This window comes from Streptomyces sp. NPDC096339 (assembly GCF_044762985.1).
Classification (GTDB): Bacteria; Actinomycetota; Actinomycetes; order Streptomycetales; family Streptomycetaceae; genus Streptomyces.
On the sequence record NZ_JBIWFI010000001.1, the window covers coordinates 515257 to 535297 of the forward strand.

Below are 20041 nucleotides of genomic sequence, written 5' to 3' on the forward strand. Positions count from 1 at the left end.
CCTCGGAAGGCAGCAAGATAACACGGCGGACTGTTGAAGCATGGGGAACTTCAACCCATTTGCTGGTGCCTGCTGTTTGATTCTGTTTATTCTTGACAGGTGAAGAAAACACTCGCGAAACTCGCGGACGGCCGCGAACTGATCTACTTCGACACCGACCAGAGCGCCGTACGCGAGGCTCCCGACCTGCGCCCGCTGGAGCCCGTGGACAGCCGGCCCGAGCTGCGGCAGGACGAGGCGACCGGCGACTGGATCACGATCGCCTCCCACCGACAGGGCCGCACCTACCACCCGCCCGCCGGGGAGTGCCCGCTGTGCCCCTCCCGGGACGGCCGGCTCGGCGAGATCCCCGCCGCCGACTACGAGGTGGCCGTCTTCGAGAACCGCTTCCCCTCCCTCTCGGGCCCGGTCGGCCGCTGCGAGGTCGTGTGCTTCACCCCGGACCACGACGCCCGGTTCGCCGATCTCACACCGTCCGCCGCCCGCCTGGTCCTGGACGCGTGGACGGACCGCACCGCGGAGCTCTCCGCCCTCCCGGGGGTCGAGCAGGTGTACTGCTTCGAGAACCGCGGGGTCGAGATCGGGGTGACGCTCGGTCACCCGCACGGCCAGATCTACGCCTTCCCCTTCGTCACCCCCCGAACGGCGAAGATGGCGGCGGCGGCGGCCGCCCACCGCGACGCCACCGGCCGCAACCTCTTCGAGGACCTCGTGGCACGCGCCCGCGCCGCCACGGAGCGCGTGGTCACGGCCGGGGAGCACTGGACCGCCTTCGTGCCGTACGCCGCCCGCTGGCCGTACGAGGTGCACCTCCACCCGCACCGCCGCGTCCCCGACCTGACCTGCCTCACCGAGGCCGAGCGGGCCGAGTTCCCCGGCATCTACCAGGACCTGCTGCGCCGCTTCGACCGGCTCTTCCCCGCGGCCGGGCGGCCGGAGGCTCCCGTACCCACGCCGTACGTCTCCGCCTGGCACCAGGCTCCCCGTACCGGCGGCGAGGAACTGGCCCTGCACCTGGAGCTGTTCACCATCCGGCGGACCGCCGACAAGCTCAAGTTCCTCGCCGGGACGGAGTCTGGTACGGAAGCCTTCATCAACGACGTCGCCCCCGAGGCGGCGGCGCGGCGGCTGCGGGAGGCCCTGTCGTGAACCGGACGGACCAGTGGGACGACGACAGGCGGGCGCGGTTCGTCGCGGACGAGTTCCGGCGACTCTTCGAAGGAGCCCCGGACGGGGTGTGGGCCGCGCCGGGCCGGGTCAACCTGATCGGCGAACACACCGACTACAACGACGGGTTCGCCCTCCCCATGGCGCTCCCCCGGAGCACCCTGCTCGCCGCCCGCCGCCGCACGGACGGACGGCTGCGGCTGCACAGCGCGCAGGGCGACGGCCGGGTCACCGACCTGGAGGTGGCCGCACTGGCCCCCGGCGCCGTGACCGGCTGGGCCGCCTACCCTGCCGGAGTGGTGTGGGCGCTGGCCGAAGCGGGGCACCCGGTCGCGGGGGCCGACCTCCACTTCGACAGCACGGTGCCCACCGGTGCCGGACTGTCCTCCTCCGCCGCGCTGGAGTGCGCGGTCGCCGTCGCGTACGACGAGCTGCACGGGCTGCGCCTCTCAGGGGCCGATCTCGCCCGGATCGCCCAGCGCGCGGAGAACGCGTTCGTCGGCGTGCCCTGCGGGATCATGGATCAGATGGCCTCCGTGTGCGGCACCGCCGGATCGGCCCTCCACCTCGACGCCCGCAGCCCCGAGCTGCACCGGCACGTTCCCTTCGACCTGCGGGGCCAGGGCCTGCGGCTGCTGGTGATCGACACCCGGGTCACCCACGACCTCGGCGACGGGGCGTACGCGGCCCTCCGCGAGGGGTGTGAGAAGGCGGCCGCCCTGCTCGGCCTGCCCGCCCTGCGCGACCTGTCCGCCGGGGAGCTCCCGCGGGCACTGGACGCGCTGCCGCAGGAACTCGCGCCGCTGGTGCGCCACGTGGTGACGGAGAACGCCCGGGTCACCGAAGCCGTGGCCCGGCTGCGGGAGGGGAACGCGGCGGCACTCGGCCCGATCCTCACCGCCGGCCACGCCTCGCTGCGCGACGACTACCGCGTCTCCTGCCCGGAGACCGACCTCGCGGTTTCCTCGGCGCTGGACGCGGGCGCGCTGGGCGCGCGGATGACGGGCGGCGGCTTCGGAGGTTCCGTCATCGCCCTGGTGCGGTCCGGACAGGAGGAGATCGTGGGCGGCCACGTCACGGCCGCTTTCGCCGACGCCGGCCACCGGCCCCCGCACCTCCTCACCGCGACTCCCGCGGCCGGCGCCCGCCGCGTCGCCCTGCCGCCGGAGGGGGCTCGGCCGGCGCTTTCTTAGCGGGACGTTAGATCTCGTCGCCGGACCTTGTCCGGGGGCGACGGCGGACGCATGCTCTGGGAACTTCCCCAGCACGGGGGGCTGGGGAAGTCCCGAGTTTCCACGCTTCGCGTTCCTCGTCCCGCATCAGGGACCTCCGTCTGGAGCCGCCATGTCCTCGTCCGCCGCCGCCCTGTCCGAACCACCGTCCGCGGATGAGCGGGGGCGGCGCCGCCTCGCCCTGATCGGCGGCTCGCTCGGCAATCTGGTGGAGTGGTACGACTGGTTCGTCTACGCCAGCTTCGCGATCTACTTCGCCGACTCCTTCTTCCCCGGCGACAACCCGACCACGCAGCTGATGAACACGGCGGGGATCTTCGCGGTGGGCTTCCTGATGCGCCCCGTCGGCGGCTGGATCCTCGGCCGCGCCGCCGACCGGCACGGCCGCAAGAGCGCCCTCACCCTCACCGTGACCATGATGTCGGTGGCCGCTCTGCTGATCGCCGTCGCGCCCACCTACGGGCAGGCCGGGTACTTCGGCGCCCTGGTGCTGCTGCTCGCGCGCCTGCTGCAGGGCATGAGCATCGGCGGCGAGTACGCGGCCAGCGCCACCTACCTGACCGAGGCGTCGGCCCCGGGCCGGCGCGGCCTGGGATCGTCCTTCCAGTACGTGTCGATGACCTGCGGCCAGCTGCTCGGCCTGGGCGTCCTGATCACGCTTCAGCACACGCTCACCAGCGCCCAGTTGACCGAGTGGGGCTGGCGGATCCCGTTCGTCCTCGGGGCCCTGTTCGCGGTGGTCGTCTTCTGGCTGCGGCGCCGGCTCCAGGAGACGGACGCGTTCAAGGAGCAGGCGACGGGCGAGGACGCCGGGGCCGACGGGACGCGCGGCACGCTGAAGGCCCTGTGGGAGCACCGGCGGCAGGCGGGCCTGGTCATGGCGCTCACCCTCGGCGGCACCGTGGCCTACTACACCTACACCACGTACCTCACCAAGTACCTGGTGGGCAGCGCGGGCATGGCGAAGACGACCGCCACGCTGGTGAGTTTCACCGCGCTGACCCTCTTCGCCGTACTGCAGCCGTTCGCCGGGATGCTGTCGGACCGGATCGGCCGACGCCCCCTGCTGATCACCTTCGCGGTGGGTTGCACCGTCGGCACCTACCCGATCATGACCGCCCTCGGCTCCGCCTCCTCGTACTGGTCCGCGCTGGGCCTTTCCCTGCTCGCCCTGGTGATCGTCACCGGCTACACCTCGATCAACGCGGCGGTGAAGGCCGAGCTGTTCCCGACGCGGGTGCGCGCTCTGGGCGTGGCGCTGCCGTACGCGCTCGCCAACGCGCTCTTCGGCGGCACCGCGGAGTACGTGGCACTGTGGTTCAAGAACAGTGGCCGCGAGACGATGTTCTTCTGGTACGTCTCCGGGTGCGCCCTGGTCTCCCTCGTGACGTACGTCCTCATGCCCGACACCCGCGATGCCGCGCTCAGCCGCGCCGAGGCCGGCGCCGGGGCCGGTGGCGGGGCCGACACGGGTCGGCGGCCGGCGGCGGCTCCCGCCGATGCCGCGCACTGATCCACACCGGTAACCTGTCGCGGGTCACAGGTCACCGGCTGCCGGTCACGAGGAGGCCGTTCGTGCACGCGCTTCTCGTCGAGGACGACGACCGCATGGCCCAGGCGCTCGGCACCGCCCTCGCGCAGCGCGGGCACACCGTCCGCCGGGTCGCCCGGGCCCTGGACGCCCTGCGGCACGTCCACGAGGCCGAGTTCGTCCTGCTCGACCTCGGCCTGCCCGACCTGGACGGGATAGAGCTGCTGCGGCGGCTTCGCACCGTCTGCGGCGCACCGTTGATCGTGGTGACCGCGCGGTGCGAGGAGCGCGACATCGTGCAGGGGCTGCGGGCGGGCGCCGACGACTACGTCGTCAAGCCGTTCCGGATGGCCGAGCTGATGGCCCGGATCGACACCGTGCGCCGCCGGACGGAAGCGCACTCGGCCGGTGCCGTCCCCACCGCCGGTGAGCCCGTGCGCACCGGGGACGTCGAGGTCGATCTGGCGGGCCGCACGGTCACCGTGGCCGGTACCGAAGTCCAGTTGACGCGGCGCGAGTTCGACGTGCTCGCCCTGCTGGCCGCCCGCCCCGGAGAGGTCCGCTCCCGGGAGGAGATCCTGGACCGGATCTGGGGGGACGCGTTCCTCGCCGCATCCCGCTCCCTGGACGTCCACGTGGCGGGGATCCGCGCGAAGACCGGCCGCTCCGGTCTGGTGCGCACGGTCCGAGGCTTCGGCTACCAACTGGGCTCTCCCTCGTCACGCGGCGGGCGGGACGGCGCCCGGTGAGACGCAGGCTCCTCGCGGTGCTGATGGTGCTCATGGGGGTGGCGGCGCTGCTGCTGTGCCTCCCCCTGGCCGACGCCTACGCGCGGGGACGGACCGAGCACCTGCTCCTGCAGCGGCGCTCGGACGCGGTGAGGTTCGCCGATCTCGCCGACCGGATGCGCACCGACGCCGATCGGTCGGAACTTTCCGCCGAGATCAGCCGGTACGCCGAGCTGTACGCGGCGGGAGTGGTCGTGGTCGACACGGCGGGCGCGACGACCGCGCAGGCCGGCCCCGCCATCGGCGCCGGTGTCGATGCCGGTGCCGGTGCCGGTTGCTTCACGGCCGCTTCGGACGCCTGCCGGCGCGCCCTCACCGGACGTTCCACCGACCTGCTTCCCACGCTGCGCCCCTGGGGCCCGGCGTCCGTCGTGCTCGCGGAGCCGGTCGGCCGGGACGAGCGGGTCAGCGGCGCCGTCCTGCTGACCGTGCCCACCGCCGCCGCGCGCCGGGACGTGACGGTCCGCTGGTCGCTCATCGCCGCCGGGGCCCTCGCCGCCTTCGCTGCCGCGGCCCTGGTCGCGGCGGGCATCTCGCGCTGGCTGATGCGTCCGCTCCTCGACCTGGACCGGGCGGTGGAGGGCCTGGCCGCGGGCAGTCTCCAGGCCCGGGCCGTCTCGGCCGCGGGGCCGCCCGAACTGCGCCACCTGCGGCAGCACTTCAACACCATGGCGCAGGCCGTCTCCGAGTCCATCGGCCGCCAACGCGACTTCGTCGCCGACGCCTCCCACCAGCTGCGCAATCCGCTGGCCACCCTGGTGCTGCAACTGGAGAACGTCGAGCCGTACGTCGCCCCCGGTCCGGGCCGGGCCGAGCACACCCGCGCCCTGGACGAGGCCGAGCGCCTGGAGGAGCTGCTCGACGGCCTGCTGGCCCTGGCCCGGGTGGAGTCCGGTGTGGCAGAGCCCCACGAGCACGACGTGTCGCAGGCGGTACGGGAACGGGTACGGGCCTGGGAGCCGGTCTTCCGTGACGCCGGCCTGGCACTGGCGACGGCGGACCTCGCCGAGGAACTGCGCGCACGCGCCCTGCCGGACGCCACCGGCCGGATCCTTGACTCGCTCCTCGACAACGCCGTCAAGTTCGTGCCGCGGGGCGGCCGTATCGAGGTGACCACCGCGCGGGGCACGGACGGGACGGCCGTGGTGCGGGTGGCCGACGACGGTCCGGGAGTCGGGGAGGACCAACTCCCCCTGCTCCTACGACGCTTCGCACGCTCTCCCGAGCATCAGAACGTTCCCGGCAGCGGTCTCGGACTGGCCATCGCCGACGAGATCGCCCGGATCAGCGGTGGTTCGCTCGGCGTCGGAGCCAACACGCCCCACGGCCTGGTCGTCGAACTCCGACTCCCGTGCGCGTAAGGGGTCAGCCGTACACCGAGCGGTAGTAGGCGGCCGCGCCCGGGTGGAGCGGCACCTTCCCGGTCGAGATGGCGAACCGCGGTTCGAGGCGCGCTCCCGCCGTCACCTCGCGCAGCAGGTCGCGCCGGCGGTCGAACACCACCCGGAGCACGTCGCGTACGGCACTCGCCGGTACGTCGTGACGGGCCAGCAGGTAGTTGCCGACTCCGATGGTGCCCACCGGCTCCGTCGGCCCGTACGCCGAGGCCGGGAACGTGACCGCCGTGTAGACGGGGCCGTAGCGCTCTCGCAGGGCTGCCACGTGGCCGTCCAACGGCAGCAATCTGAGCTGGAGTTCAGCGGCCAGCCCCGACAGCGCCGGCGTGGGCACACCGCCGGACCAGAACAGCGCGTCGACCGTGCCCGTGCGCAGTGCCTTCGCCGACTCGGTGAGGCCCAGTTGCCGCTCGTGGGCCTGCGAAGGGCCTTCGCCCAGCCCGGCCGCGGCCAGCACCCGCCGCGCCACCACCTGCACTCCCGAGCCCGCCGCGCCGGCCGCGACCGTACGGCCCGCCAACTGGCCCACCGCCCGAACCGGACCGACCGCCGGCACGAGGAGGTGCGTGTAGTTCACGTAGATCCGGGCCAGCGCCGTCACACCGGCGGGCCGGGAGAACCCCTCGCGCCCCAGCGCGGCGTCCTCGGCCACGTCGGCCATGGCCAGCGCCAGGTCGGCGGAACCGTCCTCCAGTTTCCGCAGGTTGTCCACGCTGGCGGACGTGCTCACCGGTACGACTTCCAGCGCGCCGCCACTCGCGGTGACGGCCTGTGCGAGAGCTCGACCGAACGCGTTGTACGGGCCGCCCTCCGGCCCGGTCGCGAGCCGCAGGCGCCGCACCGGAGGCGAGTTCCCCGAGCAGCCGGCCAGTGCGAGCGCGAGCGCCCCGGCTCCGGCGCCGACCACCCGTCGCCGGCTCCACCGCTCGCTGCTCACGGCGGAAGCCTAGCCGCCGTCACAGCCTCAGGACGATGAGGGCGGTGTCGTCGGTGACCCCGGCGGGTGGGATGAGGTCGGCGAGGAGGGCGTCGGCGAGGCTGTCGGGGTCGGAGGTGTGGTGGCGGGCGAGGGAACGGGCGAGCCGGTCCAGGCCGATGTCGATGTCCTCCCGTCGGCGTTCGACCAGCCCGTCGGTGTAGAGGACGAGTACGGACCCTTCGGCGAAAGCGGTCTGGGCCTGGGGGCGGGAGACGTGCTCGGGGCGGACGCCGAGCGGAGGGTCGGTCGCCTGGTCGAGGAAGGTGACGGTCCCGTCGGGGCGGCACAGCGCGGGCGGGGGGTGTCCCGCGCTGCTGTAGGCCAGGGTGCTTTTGGGCCAGTCGATGAAGACCGACACGGCGGTGGTGGATTCGGCGCCGTCGACGGAGCGCGAGTACAGGCCCACGACTTCGAGGGCCTGGGCGGGGCCGTCGGCGACGCGGGAGGCCGCGGACAGCGCGCTGCGCAGCTGGCCCATGACTCCGGCCGCCCGCAGTCCGTGGCCGACGACGTCTCCGACCGCGACGGCGGTGCGGTGACCGTCGGCGAGGTCCACGAGGTCGTACCAGTCGCCGCACACGTTCAGGGCCCCCACGGCGGGCCGGTAGCGCACGGCGGCCTGGTGGTGGGCCAGTGGCCGGGGCGCGGGGAGCATGGCCTGCTGGAGGTGGAGGGCCACTTCGCGTTCGCGGGCGATGGCCCGGCGCAGCCGTTCGTTGAGTTCCTGCAGCTCCCGGGCACGGGTGTAGAGCTCGGCTTCCAGGACGGCGGCGTGATCGCTGCCGGAGCGGTTCCCGCGGGCCCGGATGAGCTCCGTCACCTCCTCCACGCGGTGCAGCAGCAGCGCCACGGAGCCGTCGGCGGCGAGGACGGGGACGTTGACCGGGCTCCAGTAGCGTTCCTCCCACACGCCGGGCCGGTCCTGGTACTCCACGTCGTAGCGCTGCAGCGCCATGGTGTCGCGTTCGCCGGTGACCGCGACCCGTCGCAGGGACGCGTACAGGTTGCGCATGCCGGTCGCGCCGGGGTCATTGGGGTTGTCGGGGAAGACGTCGAACAGGTAGCGGCCGATCACCTGCTCGCGGGTGCGCCCGGCCATGGAGAGGAACGCCTCGTTGGCGTCGGCGTACACCAGTTCGGGGGTCAGCAGCGCGACCGCACCCGGCAGGGCCTCGAAGACCGCCTGGTAGTCGATGACGGGTCCGCTCATGATGTCCACCTGCCCGGATGCCGGCCGCCGCTCCGATCACGGGGCTTCCACCATGCCACGAGGGCGGCGGGCGGGCCGTTCACGTGACCCGGGTGTGTCGGTACGGACCGGGGACCCCGCCGTCCGGCACGGTTGGTCACTGTGCGCAGCCGTCCGCGCGTGACGGCACCCAGAGGTACATGTGAGGGGTTCGCATGGCCGAGAACAACGCCGGGAACCACGCCGAGAACAACGCGGAGAACGGCATCTCCCGGACCAGCCGCCGGGCGGTCCTGCTGGCCGCCGGATCGGCCGGCGCCGCGGCGCTGACCGCGGCGTGCGGCGGCCCGGCCGGAACCAGGGGTGCGGCAGGTCAGCCGTCCGCCGCGCCGTCCCGGCCGGGGGGCGGCGCCAGCAGCCCGGCCTGCGTCCTGGCCACGGAGGCGGGTGCGGGTCCGTACTACATGAACCTGGACCGGGTCCGGTCCGACATCACCGAGGGTCGCGGCGGTGTGCCGCTGCGGCTGGACCTGACGGTGGTCAGGGTGTCGGAGGGCTGCCGACCGCTCGAAGGAGCCGGCTTCGACGTGTGGCACGCCGACCCCTCGGGCGACTACTCCACCGGCAAGGCCACCTTCCTGCGCGGCACCCAGGTCACGGACCGTGCCGGCCGGTGCGTGTTCCGGACGATCGTGCCCGGCTGGTACGCGGGGCTGGCGCCGCACATCCACTTCAAGGTGCACCCGGACGCGCGTACCGAGACGACCTCGCAGTTCTTCTTCCCCGAAGACATCCTGCTGAAGGTGTACGCGCGACAGCCCTACGCGCGCCGCCCCGCACCGAAACACCCCAACAGCCGGGACAGCCGCTACCGGGCCGCCGGCGCCACGATGACGCTGCCCCTCTCGCCCGACGGCGACGGGTACCGCGCCGCGTACACGGTGGGAATCGCCTGAGCCGAGGGCAGGCCCTGCCACGGCGCGGGCAGACCTCCCGGCCGCGTAGGCCTTCCCTGCAACCCGCCTACGGCTCGGCCCGTGATCCGCCGGGCAGCGCCCGCTCCGGCCGCCTCCGCGCGTCACTCACCCCGCGTCGCGCCCGTGCGGGGTCAGGGCGTCGAGCAGGCCGGGGAAGGCCTGGTCCATGTCGGTGCGCCGGAGCGTGTTCATGCGGGAGGTGCCGGCGTAGTGCTGGCGGATCAGGCCCGCCTCGCGCAGCACCTTGAAGTGGTGGGTCGCGGTGGACTTGCTGACGTTGATGTCGAAGGCGCCGCAGGCGATGTCCGCGCCGTCGGCGGCGTCGAGCTGGGTGACGATGCTCCGGCGTACCGGGTCGACGAGGGCCTCCAGCACCTGCTGGAGGTCGAACTCCGAGACGTCGGGGTGGGGTGGCGTGCGTTCCATGCCCACATGGTACGACGCCCGTCAAAGTTTGACAGTGATCGTACTTCCGTGTCACGGTAGCGGCGACTTCCGGTGAAGGAGAGCGCCATGGCGAGGACTGTGCGGTTCCACGAATTGGGCGGGGCCGAAGTGTTGCGGCTGGAGGATCTGGAGCCCGGCGATCCGGGGCCGGGTGAGGTCCGCATGCGGGTGGACGCGATCGGGCTGAACAGGGCGGAGGCGCTGTTCCGGAGCGGCCGGTACATCGAGCAGGTCAAGCAGCTGCCCTCCGGGCTGGGCAACGAGGCGGCCGGGGTGGTCGAGGCGGTCGGCCCCGGGGTGGTCGGGCTCGAGCCGGGGCAGGCGGTGAGCGTCGTGCCGAGCTTCTCCCACAACGACCACGGCGTGTACGCCGAGCGGGCGGTCGTCCCGGCGAGCGCCGTCCTGCCCCGCCCCGAGGGCGTGGACGCGGTGACGGGCGCGGCCGTGTGGATGCCGTACCTCACCGCGTACGGCGCGATGGTCGAGGTGGGTGGGATGCGGGCGGGTGACGTGGCGGTGGTGACCGCGGCCTCCAGCGGCGTCGGCCTGGCCGCGATCCAGACCGCCAACCGCGTGGGCGCCACCCCGGTCGCCGTGACCCGTACCCGCGACAAACGGCAGCGGCTGCTGGACGCGGGGGCGGCCGAAGTGATCGTCTCGGACGAAGAGGACGTGGCGGGGCGCCTGCTGGAGGTGACGGGCGGCCGGGGCGCCGAGTTCGTCTTCGACGCCGTCGCCGGACCGGGCGTGACCGACCTGGCCCGCGGGGTGGCCCCCGACGGCACGCTGTTCCTGTGGGGCGCGCAGAGCGGGCAGCCCACGCCCTACCCCGGATTCGACCTGGGCATGCCCGCGTTGAACATCCGTACGTACACCATGCTGGAGATCACCCGGGACCCGCAGCGGATGCACCGGGCGACGGCGTTCATCACCTCCGGCCTGCGTACCGGGACCCTGCGTCCGGTGGTGGACAGCGTCTTTCCGCTGGAGGAGATCGTGCGGGCACACCGGCACATGGAATCCAACACCCAGTTCGGCAAGATCGTGGTCACCGTGGACCACTGAGACGAGGTCTTGCCGCCGGGGTTGTCAGTGGCGGCTGCCAGTGCTGTGGCCGGAAAGGTGTGCCGGGTCGCGGTGTCCGGTGCATGGGATCTCCCCAGGCCCGCGGGGGCCGAGGGGAAGCATCGCGAGGCGGAGGGCCTCGGCTCGTACTGGCCGTACTTGCGAGGGCCGACAACGCCGCGAGGTGCCGTGCCGGGCGCCGTGACCCGGTGAACCTTTCCGGTCACAGCACTGGCGTCCCGGCGACTTCACCGACTCGGAAGCAGGGGGACCACGCCATGCCCGAACGCACGGCCGACCAGATCCTGGGCGAGCGGTGGCAGAGCCACGCGCAAGAAGCGGTCGCGGATGCCGGGGAGGACCATCCCGGCCGGGACGAGGTCGTCGAACTCTTCGGCGACCCCGCGCCGTTCACGGAGGTGGTGGCCCCCTTCGGTACCCGGTGGCCCGGACTGGCGGCCGCTCCGCCCCGGCCCTGGCCCGATGCCGAGCAGCTCGCGGCACGGGTGCTCGGCGAGCTGTCGGAGATCGACGGACACGCCGAGGAGGGGTACCTCCTCGACGCGGTGTACCGCGGTACGGACGTACGGGCCCTCGTCGAGGCGCACGGCCCGGGCGGCTGCCGGCCGTATGACGACGCCGAGCTGTGCACCGTCCTGCGGTCCTGGGAAGAACGTTTCGGCGTCCGCCTGTTGGGCCTCGGGGAGGACCGGTTGACCGTCTCGGTGGCGGCGCCCGTCGGGACGACGCGCGAAGCCGAGGCCATCGCGGCGGAACACTTCGCGTTCGCGCCCGACAACATCACCCAGGGCTGGGACGAGACCCTCCGCGCCTACGCGGCCAACCAGGTCCTCGGAAAGCAGGTGTGGTCCTTCTGGTGGGACTGAACCGCTTTCCTCAGCCCGGGTAGGAGATCGAGCCCAGCGGCGGGCAGGGGATGAGCATGCTGCCGGCGCCCGGGCGTTCGACGAAGGCCCGGGCCGCGGCGGCCTGTAGGCGCTGGGTGTCCAGCACGTCGGCGTGCCAGGCATCGCGCGTCGCCCGGGTGTAGTCCCACGAGTCGTCGATGAGACTGAGACTGGTGTTGCCGGCACTGCGCTGGAACTCCGCCTTGATCGCCGTCTGTTGGAGTGCCGCCTGGGTCGCGGCGAGATCGATGCGGGTGATCAGGACGCCGGGGGTGTTCGGTTCACGGGTCGGCATGGGGGCCTGCGGGAGCAGCGACACCCCGGTGTCGAGGCGGCCGATGTTGTCGACGGTCGCCGCCTGGGCCTCCCTCGTCGCGATCTGCATCTCCTGGTGCAGCCAGAAGAACTCGTCGAGGTCGGCCGGGGTGACGCGCATCCGCTCGTACAGGGCGCGGAAGCGCGGATCGCCGTGCAGCGGGCGTATGGGGGCGCTGTGGAGCGCCACGCAGTCGTTGAAGCCGCCCGTCACCGCGGCGTCCAGGTGGTGGATGGCCTGGTCCACCTGTCCGTGTGCGAGGGCCAGGCCACCGAGGGCCGCATGGCCCGAGGCGGCGAGCCACGCGCCTTCCGGGCCGAGCCTCGTGGCGCGCGCCACGATGTCGTGGAACCCCGTGGTGCCGTTCACCAGGGAGGTGGCACCGGTCAGGATCGCCACCTCCAGTTCGTGAACACGGGTGGCCAGCGAGTTGACGGTGTCGACCATGGATCTCCTTGGACCTCGGTGGTGAAGAGCGTCTTCTGTCGGCTTGTCGTCGGTTCGTCGTCGGTTCGTCGTCCGCTTGTGCTCGGCTTGTTCTCGGTTGCTCGTCAGCCGGTGTGGCGGATGCGGAGGCGGTCGGGTGCCGCCGGATCCCGGTCGACGACCTGGACCGGAGGCCACGCCCATTGCCACACGCCGATCCCCGGCGTGCGGGAGAACCGGATCCGCCCACGGGTCCCTTCGACTGCGGCGCGCGACCAGGATGCGGCGATGCGCGCCCGGTCCGTGCCGTGGGTGCGCAGCAGATCGGCGAGGACGGTGACCGTGTCGTAGCCCTCGAAGGCGACGAAGGACGGCGCCTCGGCCAGTTCCTCGCCGAGGGCCTTCTCGACCCGGACACCGAGTGGGGTGAGGTTCTCGGGCAGGTAGCGCAGGAACGGAACCGCCGCGCCGGCATCGCCCAGCAGGGCCGCCCATTCGGCGAACTCCGGCTGTCCGGCCGGAGCGCCGATCAGGATCCCGTCGAGACGCCGGTCGCGGCGGACGGCCCGGACGATCGACACGGCGGGCTCCGGGAAGCCGACCAGCAGGAGGAGGGCGGTCGCGCGGGTGCCGGCGAGCTCATCGCACAGCGCCGCGGGGGTGAGGGCGCGCGCATCCAGTTCGATCACGGTGCCGCCGTGCGGGGCGAGGTGGTCCCGGAGGATGCGGGTTCCTGACGCCCAGTACGCACTCGGTTCGGCGGCCACCGCGATACGGCTGTGGCCCGCGCCGAGCAGGAAGTCGGCGTAGACGCGCCAGCCGTGCGACTGGGCGGGGGCGAGGCGCGCGACCCAGTCCGTCGGCTGTTCGGTGAGGGCGTCGAGTACCGCCGAGGAGCACAGGAACGGCAGGCCGAGGGCGTCGGCCCTGGCGGCCGCGGCGCGGGCGACGACGCTGTGGTACTCCCCCGCCATGGCGGCCACGCCCAGGCCCGCCAGTTCGTCCACGGCCTCGGCGGCCTTCTGCGGATCGGCCGCGGTGTCGCGGACCAGCAGTTCGAGGGGCGCGCCGTCGATCCCGCCGGCGTCATTGACCTCGCGAGCGGCGAGCTCGAGTCCGGCGAGCAGGTGCCGGCCCGCCTCGGCCCAGCCGGGCCTGGTCAGTGGAACGAGGGCGCCGATCCGGACCGATGATCCGTCAGTCGGCCGTGTTCCGAGCGGTGATGGTGGCATGTGCGGCATCTGCTGGGCGTCTCCCGTTCGACGGTTCTGCCGCAGCTTAACCGGAAGTACGAACGGATCATCGGGTTCGCGATGTGGCAGAGTCGGACCGCATGGACTGCGCTTTCTGTCACCTCATCGTCAAGGACACGGCCCGTTGGGTGGCCCGCGGCCCACTGGCTTGCGCCTTCACTCCGCTGGATCAACTGGCGCCGGGACATACGCTGGTCGTTCCCACGGCCCACTACCCGGACGTGTTCGACACCCCGGCCGAGGTGCTCGCGACGACGACCGAACTGGTCCGGCGGGTGGCCGGGGCCATGCGGACCGCCCTGGGCGCCTCGGGCGTGAACATCCTGAGCGCGAGCGGCCCGGGTTCGGAACAGTCGGTGCCCCATCTGCATTTCCACGTCGTTCCCCGATGGGTGGGCGACGGGATCACGACCTGGCCGGGCGGACGGTCTACGCATCCCTTCACGGGCGATCCGGGCGTCCTGCTGGCCGAAGTCCTGGGTGGGGAAGGGCAGTAGCCCCATTCACGCCGCGGCGCCGCGGGGCGCGGGCCGGGAGGAGGTCTTCGTCCCCGCTCCTCGCGCGCGGGCAGCCGCGGACCGGGGCAGCCGGACGCCCCCCGTAGTGCGCCCGACCTCCCCGGTGCCGTCGACCGACACGGCACGGGGTCAGGATGTCGGGTCACGGGCCCGAGCGCATTGTTCGGATGCGACAGGAAAGGGAGTCGGGGCTACCGGATCGTCCGACCGGGATTGACCCTCGACCTGGTGGAGGGACCAGAGTTCCGGGTGTGGAGAGCGAGATGCGCAGTATTGGCGAAATGGCCCGCGACAGTGGGCTCGGCGTGAGTGCCCTGCGGTTCTACGACCGTGCGGGGGTGCTCGTCCCGGCCTGGGTGGATCCGGTCAGCGGCTACCGCTGGTACGGAACCGAGCAGCTCGAGGAGTCCAGGTTGCTGGCGCGGCTGCGCCGGGCCGGCATGCCGCTGGCGGACATCCGGCTGATCCTCGCCGGATGGTCCGGCGCGGACACCGAACTGGTGCTGAAGCTGCTGGAGGCACATCTGCGCCGTCTCGAACTGGGGCTGTCCGATGCCCGCGATGAGTTCTCCGCGATCCGAGCGCTACTGGAACACAGGGAGAACCCCATGGCTTCGCTCCGTACCACCACCAGCCGGCCGGCCGTGTCCGCACCCGAGCTGGCCGCCGCCCTGGACGCGGTCCGCTTCGCCGCCTGTGCCGATCCGGAGTTCCCGATGCTCGGCGGCGTCCTGTTCGACATCGAGGGCGGGGCAGTGCGCGTCGTGGCCACCGACCGGTACCGGATGGCGGTGGCCCGGGTCGGCACCACCGGTGGTGCCGGGCCGCGCGTGCAGGCCATCGTGCCGTCGCCGCTCGTCGACGCGATGCGGGCGCTGCTGAGCGACGACGCGCCCGTCGAACTCACCCTGGACGGTGACCGCGTGGTCATGGAGACCGGTGGCCGTCAGGTGGCGGGCAGGTGCCTGGACCACGAGTTCCCCGACTACCGCCGCCTCGTCCGCCTGCCGGCCGGGCGCCGGGTCCCCGTCGAGGTCCCGGCCTTCCGGGAAGCGGTGGAAACCGGCCCCGTCCGTGCGAGCGAGGTGCGCGAACAGAGCGGCGCGGCCTGTGATCTCACCGTGCTCAAAGTGACGCGCGACGGGGCCGTGGCCGTGTGCGAGAACGACGAGGAGGAGCACCGCGTCGCCGTGAACCGCGAGTTCCTGCTGGACGCCCTCGACACCGCGGCCCGGGACGAGTTGGTCCTGGAGTTCGGCGCCCCCACGGCGCCGCTGGCGATCCGCCGGACCGATACGGAGGAGACCTTCTCGCTGCTGATGCCCTTCCGCCTGGAGAACTGACCTCCCGGCCGGGCCCGGTCTTCCGCGCGGTCCCGATGATCACTCGTCGGGGTCATCTCCGCGTGCCGTCCGTGCGGGACCGGGCCCGGGTACGCCACAGTGATCGAATGCGCCGCCGGACCCTCCCCCTCCTCCTCGCCACCCTCCTGGCCGCCTCGGGCTGTGTCACCGTCTCGGGCCCCGGCGTGGGCGACGACAAACCACCGGCGGCCCGCACCTCCCCCGGCACTCCTCCCGCCGCCTGGCCGCTGACGCGGCTGCCCGCGAGTTCGGATCCGGCGCCGGTCCCCGCGGTGGCCGGGCCGGAGAAGACCACGCCGGACGCGGGCGGTCAGCGGCCCGAACCGCGCCGGGGGCCCGACGCCGGCCGCCCGGCCGCCGAACGGCGGTCCGAGCACCGGCCCCGGGCCGAGTCGGTGCCGAAGCCGAAACCACGGCCGAAGGGCAAGCCCAAGGCCGAGCCGAAGCGGCGCGCTCCCGGCGCGAAGCCCGCGGCGCCACGGCGCGGCGGCCCCGCGTCCGCCCCCGGCCACATCGACATGGCGGAGCTCTGCCGCTCCTCGCAGGGGATCACGAGCCCTGCGATCACCCAGCTCTGCAACGGCACGTACGCCCGCGCACGCTAGGACCCGGTGCTCCGACCGGATGGGTACGCCGGCTTCCGCGCCGCCCTGCGATCATGTGCGCATGGATACGGGGGAATCTAGTCATGGCCGCCGCATGTCGGTCGTCTCTCGGCGGCGTCGTTTCGGTTCCGTCCTGTCCGCGGTGGCGGCGGTTCTTGGCGTGTTCGCCGCGCTGGCCGTAGTGGTCGTGGTACTGCCGGGCCTTGTGGTCGAGCGCGATCTCGGTGGGGACAGGATCTCGGCCGCCGAACGGCTCGGAGCCGTGAACAACGTACGCACGACGCTCATACAGGCGGTCGGTGGTGCCGTGGTTCTCTTCGGCGCGTACGCCACCTGGCGGCAGTTGAGGGTCAACCAGGAGGGGCTGAGCGCCACCCGGGAGGGGCACATCACCGACCGCTTCAGCCGGGCGGTCGACCAGCTCGGCAGCGACAAGACGGATGTGCGGATCGGCGGCCTCTACGCGCTGTGGCGGATCGCGGACCATTCGGCTCACGACCGGGAGTCGGTCGTCTCGATCAAGGCTGCGTTCCTCCGCACTCACCTGCCATGGCCCGCGCGAGGGCAGGACTCCCCGGCGGCGGAAACGTCCATCAACTCCGTGCCTCCGCTGGAGACCCGTGCCCCGGATGCCCAGGTGGCGCTGACCGGTCTCGGAGTCCTGTGCCGGGAACGCCGGCCCGGCTGGCTCAACGTCAGCTACACCGACCTGCGTCGGGCCGACTGCGACGGGCTGTGGCTGCATCACATCAACTTCGACGGCGCCTGCCTGGAAGCCGCGAGCATCTACCAGGTCAACCTGACCAAGGCGTCCCTGATCGCGGCCAACATGCGGCACGTGGAGCTCGGGACGTCGGTTCTCCACCAGAGCCGCTGCACCGAAGCCGACCTGCGCGGTGCCCGCATGATCAGGGCCGACCTCAGCGAGGCCGACTTCTCCGGGGCCGACCTGCGGGAGGCCAATCTGCGCAAGGTGCGGGGCCATGGCACCAAGTTCACCGGCGCGGATCTGAGACTGGCCGACCTCCGGGGAACCGACCTCACCGGTGCCGACCTGACGGGGGCGAAGCTGGAGGGCGCACTGGCGAGCGACGTCACCATCTGGCCCACAGGCTTCGACATCCAGGCGGCCGGAGTCATCGTGGACGAGGACCCCGGCGACGAGCCGAGCATCGTGCTGCATGCCGCTGCCATCGCGAGGAATGTCCCACCTCTGCACTCGGCCTGATGCGGGACCGTGCTGTTGTCGGAAGTCGTCACTTCCGACCGGCACCACGAGCAACCCGGTGAACCCGTGCGGTCACGGCACGAGGACCTGGGGCAGGCCCGAGTCGATGACGTACTCGGCGAGTTCCCGGGACGCGGCCCCCGGTTGGATGCCGGGACGGGTCGCCCCGGCGGCCAGCAGGCCGTCGACGAGGATGAGCAGCTGGTCGGCGGCGAATTCGGGGCGCGCGTGGCCGAGAGCGGCGAGTTCGTCCCGGAACAGGCCGTGGACCGTACGCCGGTAGGCCCGGGTGACCTCGTGGCCCGGGTGGGCCGGGTCCGGGAGCGCGAGGTCGGCCGCGAGGTAGCGGCAGCCGTGGAAGTCGGCGGCCGAGGCGATCACGCCGAGCCTGTCGACGACCGCGAGGAGCCGGGCACGGGGGTCCTCCCCCGCGGCGGCCATCGTCGCGCGGTACTCCGCCTCGTCCTCGGCGGTGCTGCGGCGCAGCACTTCGGCGATGAGGCCGTCCTTGCCGCCGAAGTGCTCGTACAGCGAACGTCGGGCGACACCGGCCGCCTTGAGCAGGGCGTCCACGCCGACGCCGACGCCCTGGGTGTACGTGAGCTCCTGGGCCGCGAGCAGCAGCCGCTCTCGGGGGCCCGGCTTGGCGGTGGTGGTGGTCATGGGGGTGATTCTGCCGGCCCTTGACACGGTAGATCAACCGGTCTATCTATATGAGTAGACCGAACGGTCTATCCCTTCCGAGGAGGCGCCATGTCCGTACGCAGCACCGCCGAGGTCATCGACCGTTTCAACCGCGCGTTCATCGAGCACGAGGCCGATCTGCTGCACGACCTGATCGCCGAGGACTGCGTGATGGAGAGCGTCCAGCCCGCGCCGAGCGGCGAGCGGGTCGTCGGACTCGAAGCGTGCACGGCGTGGTGGGGAGCGCTCGCCGAGGACCGCAGCACGCAGTTCACCCCGCGGGAGGTGCTCCTGGCGGGCGATCGCGCCACGATCCTGTGGACCTACCGCTTCGGCGACGGCCCCGACCAGTGGGTCTCCGGGGTCAACGTCATGCGCGTCACGGACGGCCGCATCGTCGAGGCGCTCGGCTTCAGCAAGACCCGGGGGGAGGTTCCGCTGGCCTCCGAGGCCGACGGCGCGCAGGAGCCCAGGGGGCGGAGAGCCGGAGCCGGAGCCGGGCCGGGCCCGGAGCCCTTCGGGGCAACCGGCGCCCGGCTGTCGCGCGGCGTGGACGCCCTCGCCGGGCGTTCGGGATATGTGTGGTCGCAGGCGGCGGTCGGCGGTGACCGTCACTGTCCGGAAAGGCGGGAGGCCGGTGACTGTCCAGCCCGTTCCCGAGGGATACCCGCACGTCACCCCGTACCTCTGCATCGACGGCGCCGCGGCCGCGATCGACTTCTACGTCTCCGTGCTCGGCGCACGCGAGCGGATGAGGATGTCCGCTCCGGGCGGCAGGATCGGCCACGCCGAGCTGGAGCTCGGCAACTCGCTCATCATGCTCGCGGACGAGTACCCGGGCATGGACTTCCGCTCGCCGGCGGCGGTGGGCGGCACGCCCGTCACCCTGCACGTGTACGTCGAAGACGTCGACGCGGTCTTCGCCAAGGCCCTCGCCCGGGGCGCCACCGAACTGAGGCCGGTCAAGGACGAGTTCTACGGCGACCGCACCGGCCAGTTCAAGGACCCCTTCGGCCACCGCTGGAACGTCGCCTCCCACATCGAGGACGTCCAGCCGGACGAGATGAGGAGGCGGTCGGAGGAGGCGATGCGGTCGGCGGAGAACGGCGGGTGACGCGGACGCGCGGATCCGGGCGGACGCGCGGATCCGGGCCGGCGCACGGATCCGGGCGGACGCACCAGGCGGGGAAGGCGCGCGCTACGACCAGTCGGCCGCGATGGCCCGCAGGGCCTCCAGGTGGCGCCGGTAGACGGCGCGACCCTCCGCGTTCAACGAGAGCCACGTCCGCGGACGGCGGCCCACGCGCCCCTTGTGCACATCGACGTAGCCGGCCTCCTCAAGGGCCGCGACCTGTTTGGAGAGGACCGAGTCCGAGACCTCCACCAGGTCGCGGAGGAAGCCGAACTCGGCCTTGTCCAGCGGCGCCAGGGCCGCGACCACGGACAGCCGGACCGGGGCGTTGAGCAGCGGATCCAGCCCGTGCCGGGGATGGGTTCCGGATCCCGGGTCGGGGCTCACGGCTGCCGCCTCAGTTCGAGCCGGGCGCCGATCGCGGCGGGCAGTGCGCAGACGAGGGCTCCGGCGGCCGCGAAGGCCGCGTCGCCGGTGAAGACGTTGACACCCAGGACGACGGTCGCGGCGAAGAGCAGGCCCCAGGTTCCGATGATCACTCCGTGCCGGAGTCCGAAGCCGCGCCGCATCACGCGCTGCCGGGCCGCGTACACGCTCAGTCCGCCGACGATCAGCGCCTGCGCCACGGCGAACACGGCGCCCGCGACGGGCCCTCGCCAGAGCAGGGCCATGGGCACCATGAACAGCTGGCTGCCGCCGAACACCGCGAGGTAGCGCCCGTACCAGTCGCTGCGCCGCAGCGCCGCCCTCTCCAGCTCGGCCGCCCGCCCCAAGGCCCCGGCGGTGCTTCCCGTTCCGTCCATGCCGCATCCCCCTTCGTCGGGCAGCCGCTCAC

21 protein-coding genes and 1 pseudogene are annotated in these 20041 nt (G+C 72.7%); 14 read left to right on the forward strand and 8 right to left on the reverse strand.

The genetic code is table 11. The features are described from left to right. The first annotated feature begins 99 nt into the window (after positions 1-99). The 5 genes from galT to ACIQ5Y_RS02495 all read left to right on the forward strand — a co-directional run bounded on the left by galT (position 100) and on the right by ACIQ5Y_RS02495 (position 6079). On the forward strand, positions 100-1149 hold the full coding sequence (galT, locus tag ACIQ5Y_RS02475) for a galactose-1-phosphate uridylyltransferase (RefSeq protein WP_403874148.1): 1050 nt from the start codon (positions 100-102) through the stop codon (positions 1147-1149). After that, positions 1146-2360 carry a galactokinase gene (gene galK, locus ACIQ5Y_RS02480; protein WP_403874150.1) on the forward strand — a complete coding sequence of 405 codons (1215 nt, stop codon included), beginning with the start codon at positions 1146-1148 and terminating at the stop codon, positions 2358-2360. Before galT ends, galK begins: the two co-directional genes overlap by 4 nt. 151 nt (positions 2361-2511) lie before the next feature. Further along, on the forward strand, positions 2512-3912 hold the full coding sequence (locus ACIQ5Y_RS02485; protein WP_403874152.1) for an MFS transporter: 1401 nt from the start codon (positions 2512-2514) through the stop codon (positions 3910-3912). Between the two features lie 62 nt (positions 3913-3974). Then, the gene (locus ACIQ5Y_RS02490) at positions 3975-4679 is read left to right on the forward strand and encodes a response regulator (protein ID WP_403874154.1); all 705 of its coding nucleotides are present in this window, start codon (positions 3975-3977) and stop codon (positions 4677-4679) included. Beyond that, positions 4676-6079, forward strand: coding sequence for an ATP-binding protein (locus ACIQ5Y_RS02495; protein WP_403874156.1), 1404 nt, complete (start codon positions 4676-4678; stop codon positions 6077-6079). Before ACIQ5Y_RS02490 ends, ACIQ5Y_RS02495 begins: the two co-directional genes overlap by 4 nt. Before the next feature lie 4 nt (positions 6080-6083). On the opposite strand, the gene ACIQ5Y_RS02500 is transcribed toward ACIQ5Y_RS02495, so the two are convergent. Both ACIQ5Y_RS02500 and ACIQ5Y_RS02505 read right to left on the reverse strand, forming a co-directional pair. Further along, positions 6084-7052, reverse strand: coding sequence for a TAXI family TRAP transporter solute-binding subunit (locus tag ACIQ5Y_RS02500; protein ID WP_403874158.1), 969 nt, complete (start codon positions 7050-7052; stop codon positions 6084-6086). Positions 7053-7071: 19 nt separating this feature from the next. Next, positions 7072-8304 (reverse strand): PP2C family protein-serine/threonine phosphatase, encoded by a 1233-nt coding sequence (locus ACIQ5Y_RS02505; protein ID WP_403874160.1) that lies wholly within the window; start codon positions 8302-8304, stop codon positions 7072-7074. Positions 8305-8498: 194 nt separating this feature from the next. Here ACIQ5Y_RS02505 and ACIQ5Y_RS02510 point away from each other — a divergent pair, with 194 nt between their 5' ends. Continuing rightward, a complete protein-coding gene (locus ACIQ5Y_RS02510) occupies positions 8499-9239 on the forward strand; it encodes an intradiol ring-cleavage dioxygenase (protein ID WP_403874162.1) in 741 nt (246 codons plus the stop codon). Between the two features lie 126 nt (positions 9240-9365). Here ACIQ5Y_RS02510 and ACIQ5Y_RS02515 read toward each other — a convergent pair whose 3' ends face one another. Next, a complete protein-coding gene (locus ACIQ5Y_RS02515) occupies positions 9366-9686 on the reverse strand; it encodes an ArsR/SmtB family transcription factor (protein WP_403874164.1) in 321 nt (106 codons plus the stop codon). 87 nt (positions 9687-9773) lie between these two features. Between ACIQ5Y_RS02515 and ACIQ5Y_RS02520 the strand changes: the two genes are divergently transcribed. Together ACIQ5Y_RS02520 and ACIQ5Y_RS02525 are read left to right on the forward strand one after the other, a co-directional pair. Beyond that, positions 9774-10772 carry a zinc-dependent alcohol dehydrogenase family protein gene (locus ACIQ5Y_RS02520; protein WP_403874166.1) on the forward strand — a complete coding sequence of 333 codons (999 nt, stop codon included), beginning with the start codon at positions 9774-9776 and terminating at the stop codon, positions 10770-10772. A gap of 278 nt (positions 10773-11050) precedes the next feature. Beyond that, entirely contained in the window at positions 11051-11659 is a 609-nt protein-coding gene (locus ACIQ5Y_RS02525; protein WP_403874168.1) for a DUF4253 domain-containing protein, read from the forward strand. 10 nt (positions 11660-11669) lie between these two features. Here ACIQ5Y_RS02525 and ACIQ5Y_RS02530 read toward each other — a convergent pair whose 3' ends face one another. Both ACIQ5Y_RS02530 and ACIQ5Y_RS02535 read right to left on the reverse strand, forming a co-directional pair. Beyond that, positions 11670-12443, reverse strand: a complete 774-nt coding sequence (locus ACIQ5Y_RS02530; RefSeq protein ID WP_403874170.1) for a hypothetical protein — start codon at positions 12441-12443, stop codon at positions 11670-11672. A 104-nt stretch (positions 12444-12547) separates the two neighbouring features. Beyond that, the gene (locus ACIQ5Y_RS02535; protein ID WP_403874171.1) at positions 12548-13654 is read right to left on the reverse strand and encodes an ABC transporter substrate-binding protein; all 1107 of its coding nucleotides are present in this window, start codon (positions 13652-13654) and stop codon (positions 12548-12550) included. Positions 13655-13755: 101 nt separating this feature from the next. On the opposite strand from ACIQ5Y_RS02535, the gene ACIQ5Y_RS02540 reads away from it, so the two are divergent. From ACIQ5Y_RS02540 to ACIQ5Y_RS02555, 4 genes are all read left to right on the forward strand, one after another. Beyond that, entirely contained in the window at positions 13756-14172 is a 417-nt protein-coding gene (locus ACIQ5Y_RS02540; protein ID WP_403874173.1) for an HIT family protein, read from the forward strand. 284 nt (positions 14173-14456) lie between these two features. After that, a complete protein-coding gene (locus tag ACIQ5Y_RS02545) occupies positions 14457-15536 on the forward strand; it encodes a MerR family transcriptional regulator (protein WP_403874174.1) in 1080 nt (359 codons plus the stop codon). Between the two features lie 107 nt (positions 15537-15643). Beyond that, positions 15644-16162: a hypothetical protein gene (locus ACIQ5Y_RS02550; RefSeq protein WP_403874176.1), complete on the forward strand. Its 519-nt coding sequence runs from the start codon at positions 15644-15646 to the stop codon at positions 16160-16162. A gap of 94 nt (positions 16163-16256) precedes the next feature. Beyond that, positions 16257-17390: a pentapeptide repeat-containing protein gene (locus ACIQ5Y_RS02555; protein ID WP_403874177.1), complete on the forward strand. Its 1134-nt coding sequence runs from the start codon at positions 16257-16259 to the stop codon at positions 17388-17390. A 72-nt stretch (positions 17391-17462) separates the two neighbouring features. On the opposite strand, the gene ACIQ5Y_RS02560 is transcribed toward ACIQ5Y_RS02555, so the two are convergent. Next, entirely contained in the window at positions 17463-18053 is a 591-nt protein-coding gene (locus ACIQ5Y_RS02560) for a TetR/AcrR family transcriptional regulator (RefSeq protein ID WP_403874179.1), read from the reverse strand. 90 nt (positions 18054-18143) lie between these two features. Between ACIQ5Y_RS02560 and ACIQ5Y_RS02565 the strand changes: the two are divergent. Both ACIQ5Y_RS02565 and ACIQ5Y_RS02570 read left to right on the forward strand, forming a co-directional pair. Further along, positions 18144-18464 (forward strand): annotated as a pseudogene (locus ACIQ5Y_RS02565) (nuclear transport factor 2 family protein); the annotation flags it as partial. A gap of 247 nt (positions 18465-18711) precedes the next feature. Then, a complete protein-coding gene (locus ACIQ5Y_RS02570) occupies positions 18712-19188 on the forward strand; it encodes a VOC family protein (protein ID WP_403874181.1) in 477 nt (158 codons plus the stop codon). 84 nt (positions 19189-19272) lie between these two features. On the opposite strand, the gene ACIQ5Y_RS02575 is transcribed toward ACIQ5Y_RS02570, so the two are convergent. Continuing rightward, positions 19273-19593, reverse strand: coding sequence for a winged helix-turn-helix domain-containing protein (locus ACIQ5Y_RS02575; RefSeq protein ID WP_403874183.1), 321 nt, complete (start codon positions 19591-19593; stop codon positions 19273-19275). Next, positions 19590-20009: a hypothetical protein gene (locus tag ACIQ5Y_RS02580; RefSeq protein WP_403874185.1), complete on the reverse strand. Its 420-nt coding sequence runs from the start codon at positions 20007-20009 to the stop codon at positions 19590-19592. Before ACIQ5Y_RS02580 ends, ACIQ5Y_RS02575 begins: the two co-directional genes overlap by 4 nt. Between the last annotated feature and the right edge of the window lie 32 nt (positions 20010-20041).

What these genes read in the sequence shown, in the direction of transcription:
- ACIQ5Y_RS02485 (WP_403874152.1), top strand. Translation starts at nt 2,512, where the DNA reads ATGTCCTCGTCCGCCGCCGCCCTGTCCGAACCACCGTCCGCGGATGAG.
- ACIQ5Y_RS02505 (WP_403874160.1), bottom strand. Translation starts at nt 8,304, where the DNA reads ATGAGCGGACCCGTCATCGACTACCAGGCGGTCTTCGAGGCCCTGCCG.
- ACIQ5Y_RS02510 (WP_403874162.1), top strand. Translation starts at nt 8,499, where the DNA reads ATGGCCGAGAACAACGCCGGGAACCACGCCGAGAACAACGCGGAGAAC.
- ACIQ5Y_RS02515 (WP_403874164.1), bottom strand. Translation starts at nt 9,686, where the DNA reads ATGGAACGCACGCCACCCCACCCCGACGTCTCGGAGTTCGACCTCCAG.
- ACIQ5Y_RS02520 (WP_403874166.1), top strand. Translation starts at nt 9,774, where the DNA reads ATGGCGAGGACTGTGCGGTTCCACGAATTGGGCGGGGCCGAAGTGTTG.
- ACIQ5Y_RS02525 (WP_403874168.1), top strand. Translation starts at nt 11,051, where the DNA reads ATGCCCGAACGCACGGCCGACCAGATCCTGGGCGAGCGGTGGCAGAGC.
- ACIQ5Y_RS02530 (WP_403874170.1), bottom strand. Translation starts at nt 12,443, where the DNA reads ATGGTCGACACCGTCAACTCGCTGGCCACCCGTGTTCACGAACTGGAG.
- ACIQ5Y_RS02535 (WP_403874171.1), bottom strand. Translation starts at nt 13,654, where the DNA reads ATGCCACCATCACCGCTCGGAACACGGCCGACTGACGGATCATCGGTC.
- ACIQ5Y_RS02540 (WP_403874173.1), top strand. Translation starts at nt 13,756, where the DNA reads ATGGACTGCGCTTTCTGTCACCTCATCGTCAAGGACACGGCCCGTTGG.
- ACIQ5Y_RS02545 (WP_403874174.1), top strand. Translation starts at nt 14,457, where the DNA reads ATGCGCAGTATTGGCGAAATGGCCCGCGACAGTGGGCTCGGCGTGAGT.
- ACIQ5Y_RS02550 (WP_403874176.1), top strand. Translation starts at nt 15,644, where the DNA reads ATGCGCCGCCGGACCCTCCCCCTCCTCCTCGCCACCCTCCTGGCCGCC.
- ACIQ5Y_RS02555 (WP_403874177.1), top strand. Translation starts at nt 16,257, where the DNA reads ATGTCGGTCGTCTCTCGGCGGCGTCGTTTCGGTTCCGTCCTGTCCGCG.
- ACIQ5Y_RS02560 (WP_403874179.1), bottom strand. Translation starts at nt 18,053, where the DNA reads ATGACCACCACCACCGCCAAGCCGGGCCCCCGAGAGCGGCTGCTGCTC.
- ACIQ5Y_RS02580 (WP_403874185.1), bottom strand. Translation starts at nt 20,009, where the DNA reads ATGGACGGAACGGGAAGCACCGCCGGGGCCTTGGGGCGGGCGGCCGAG.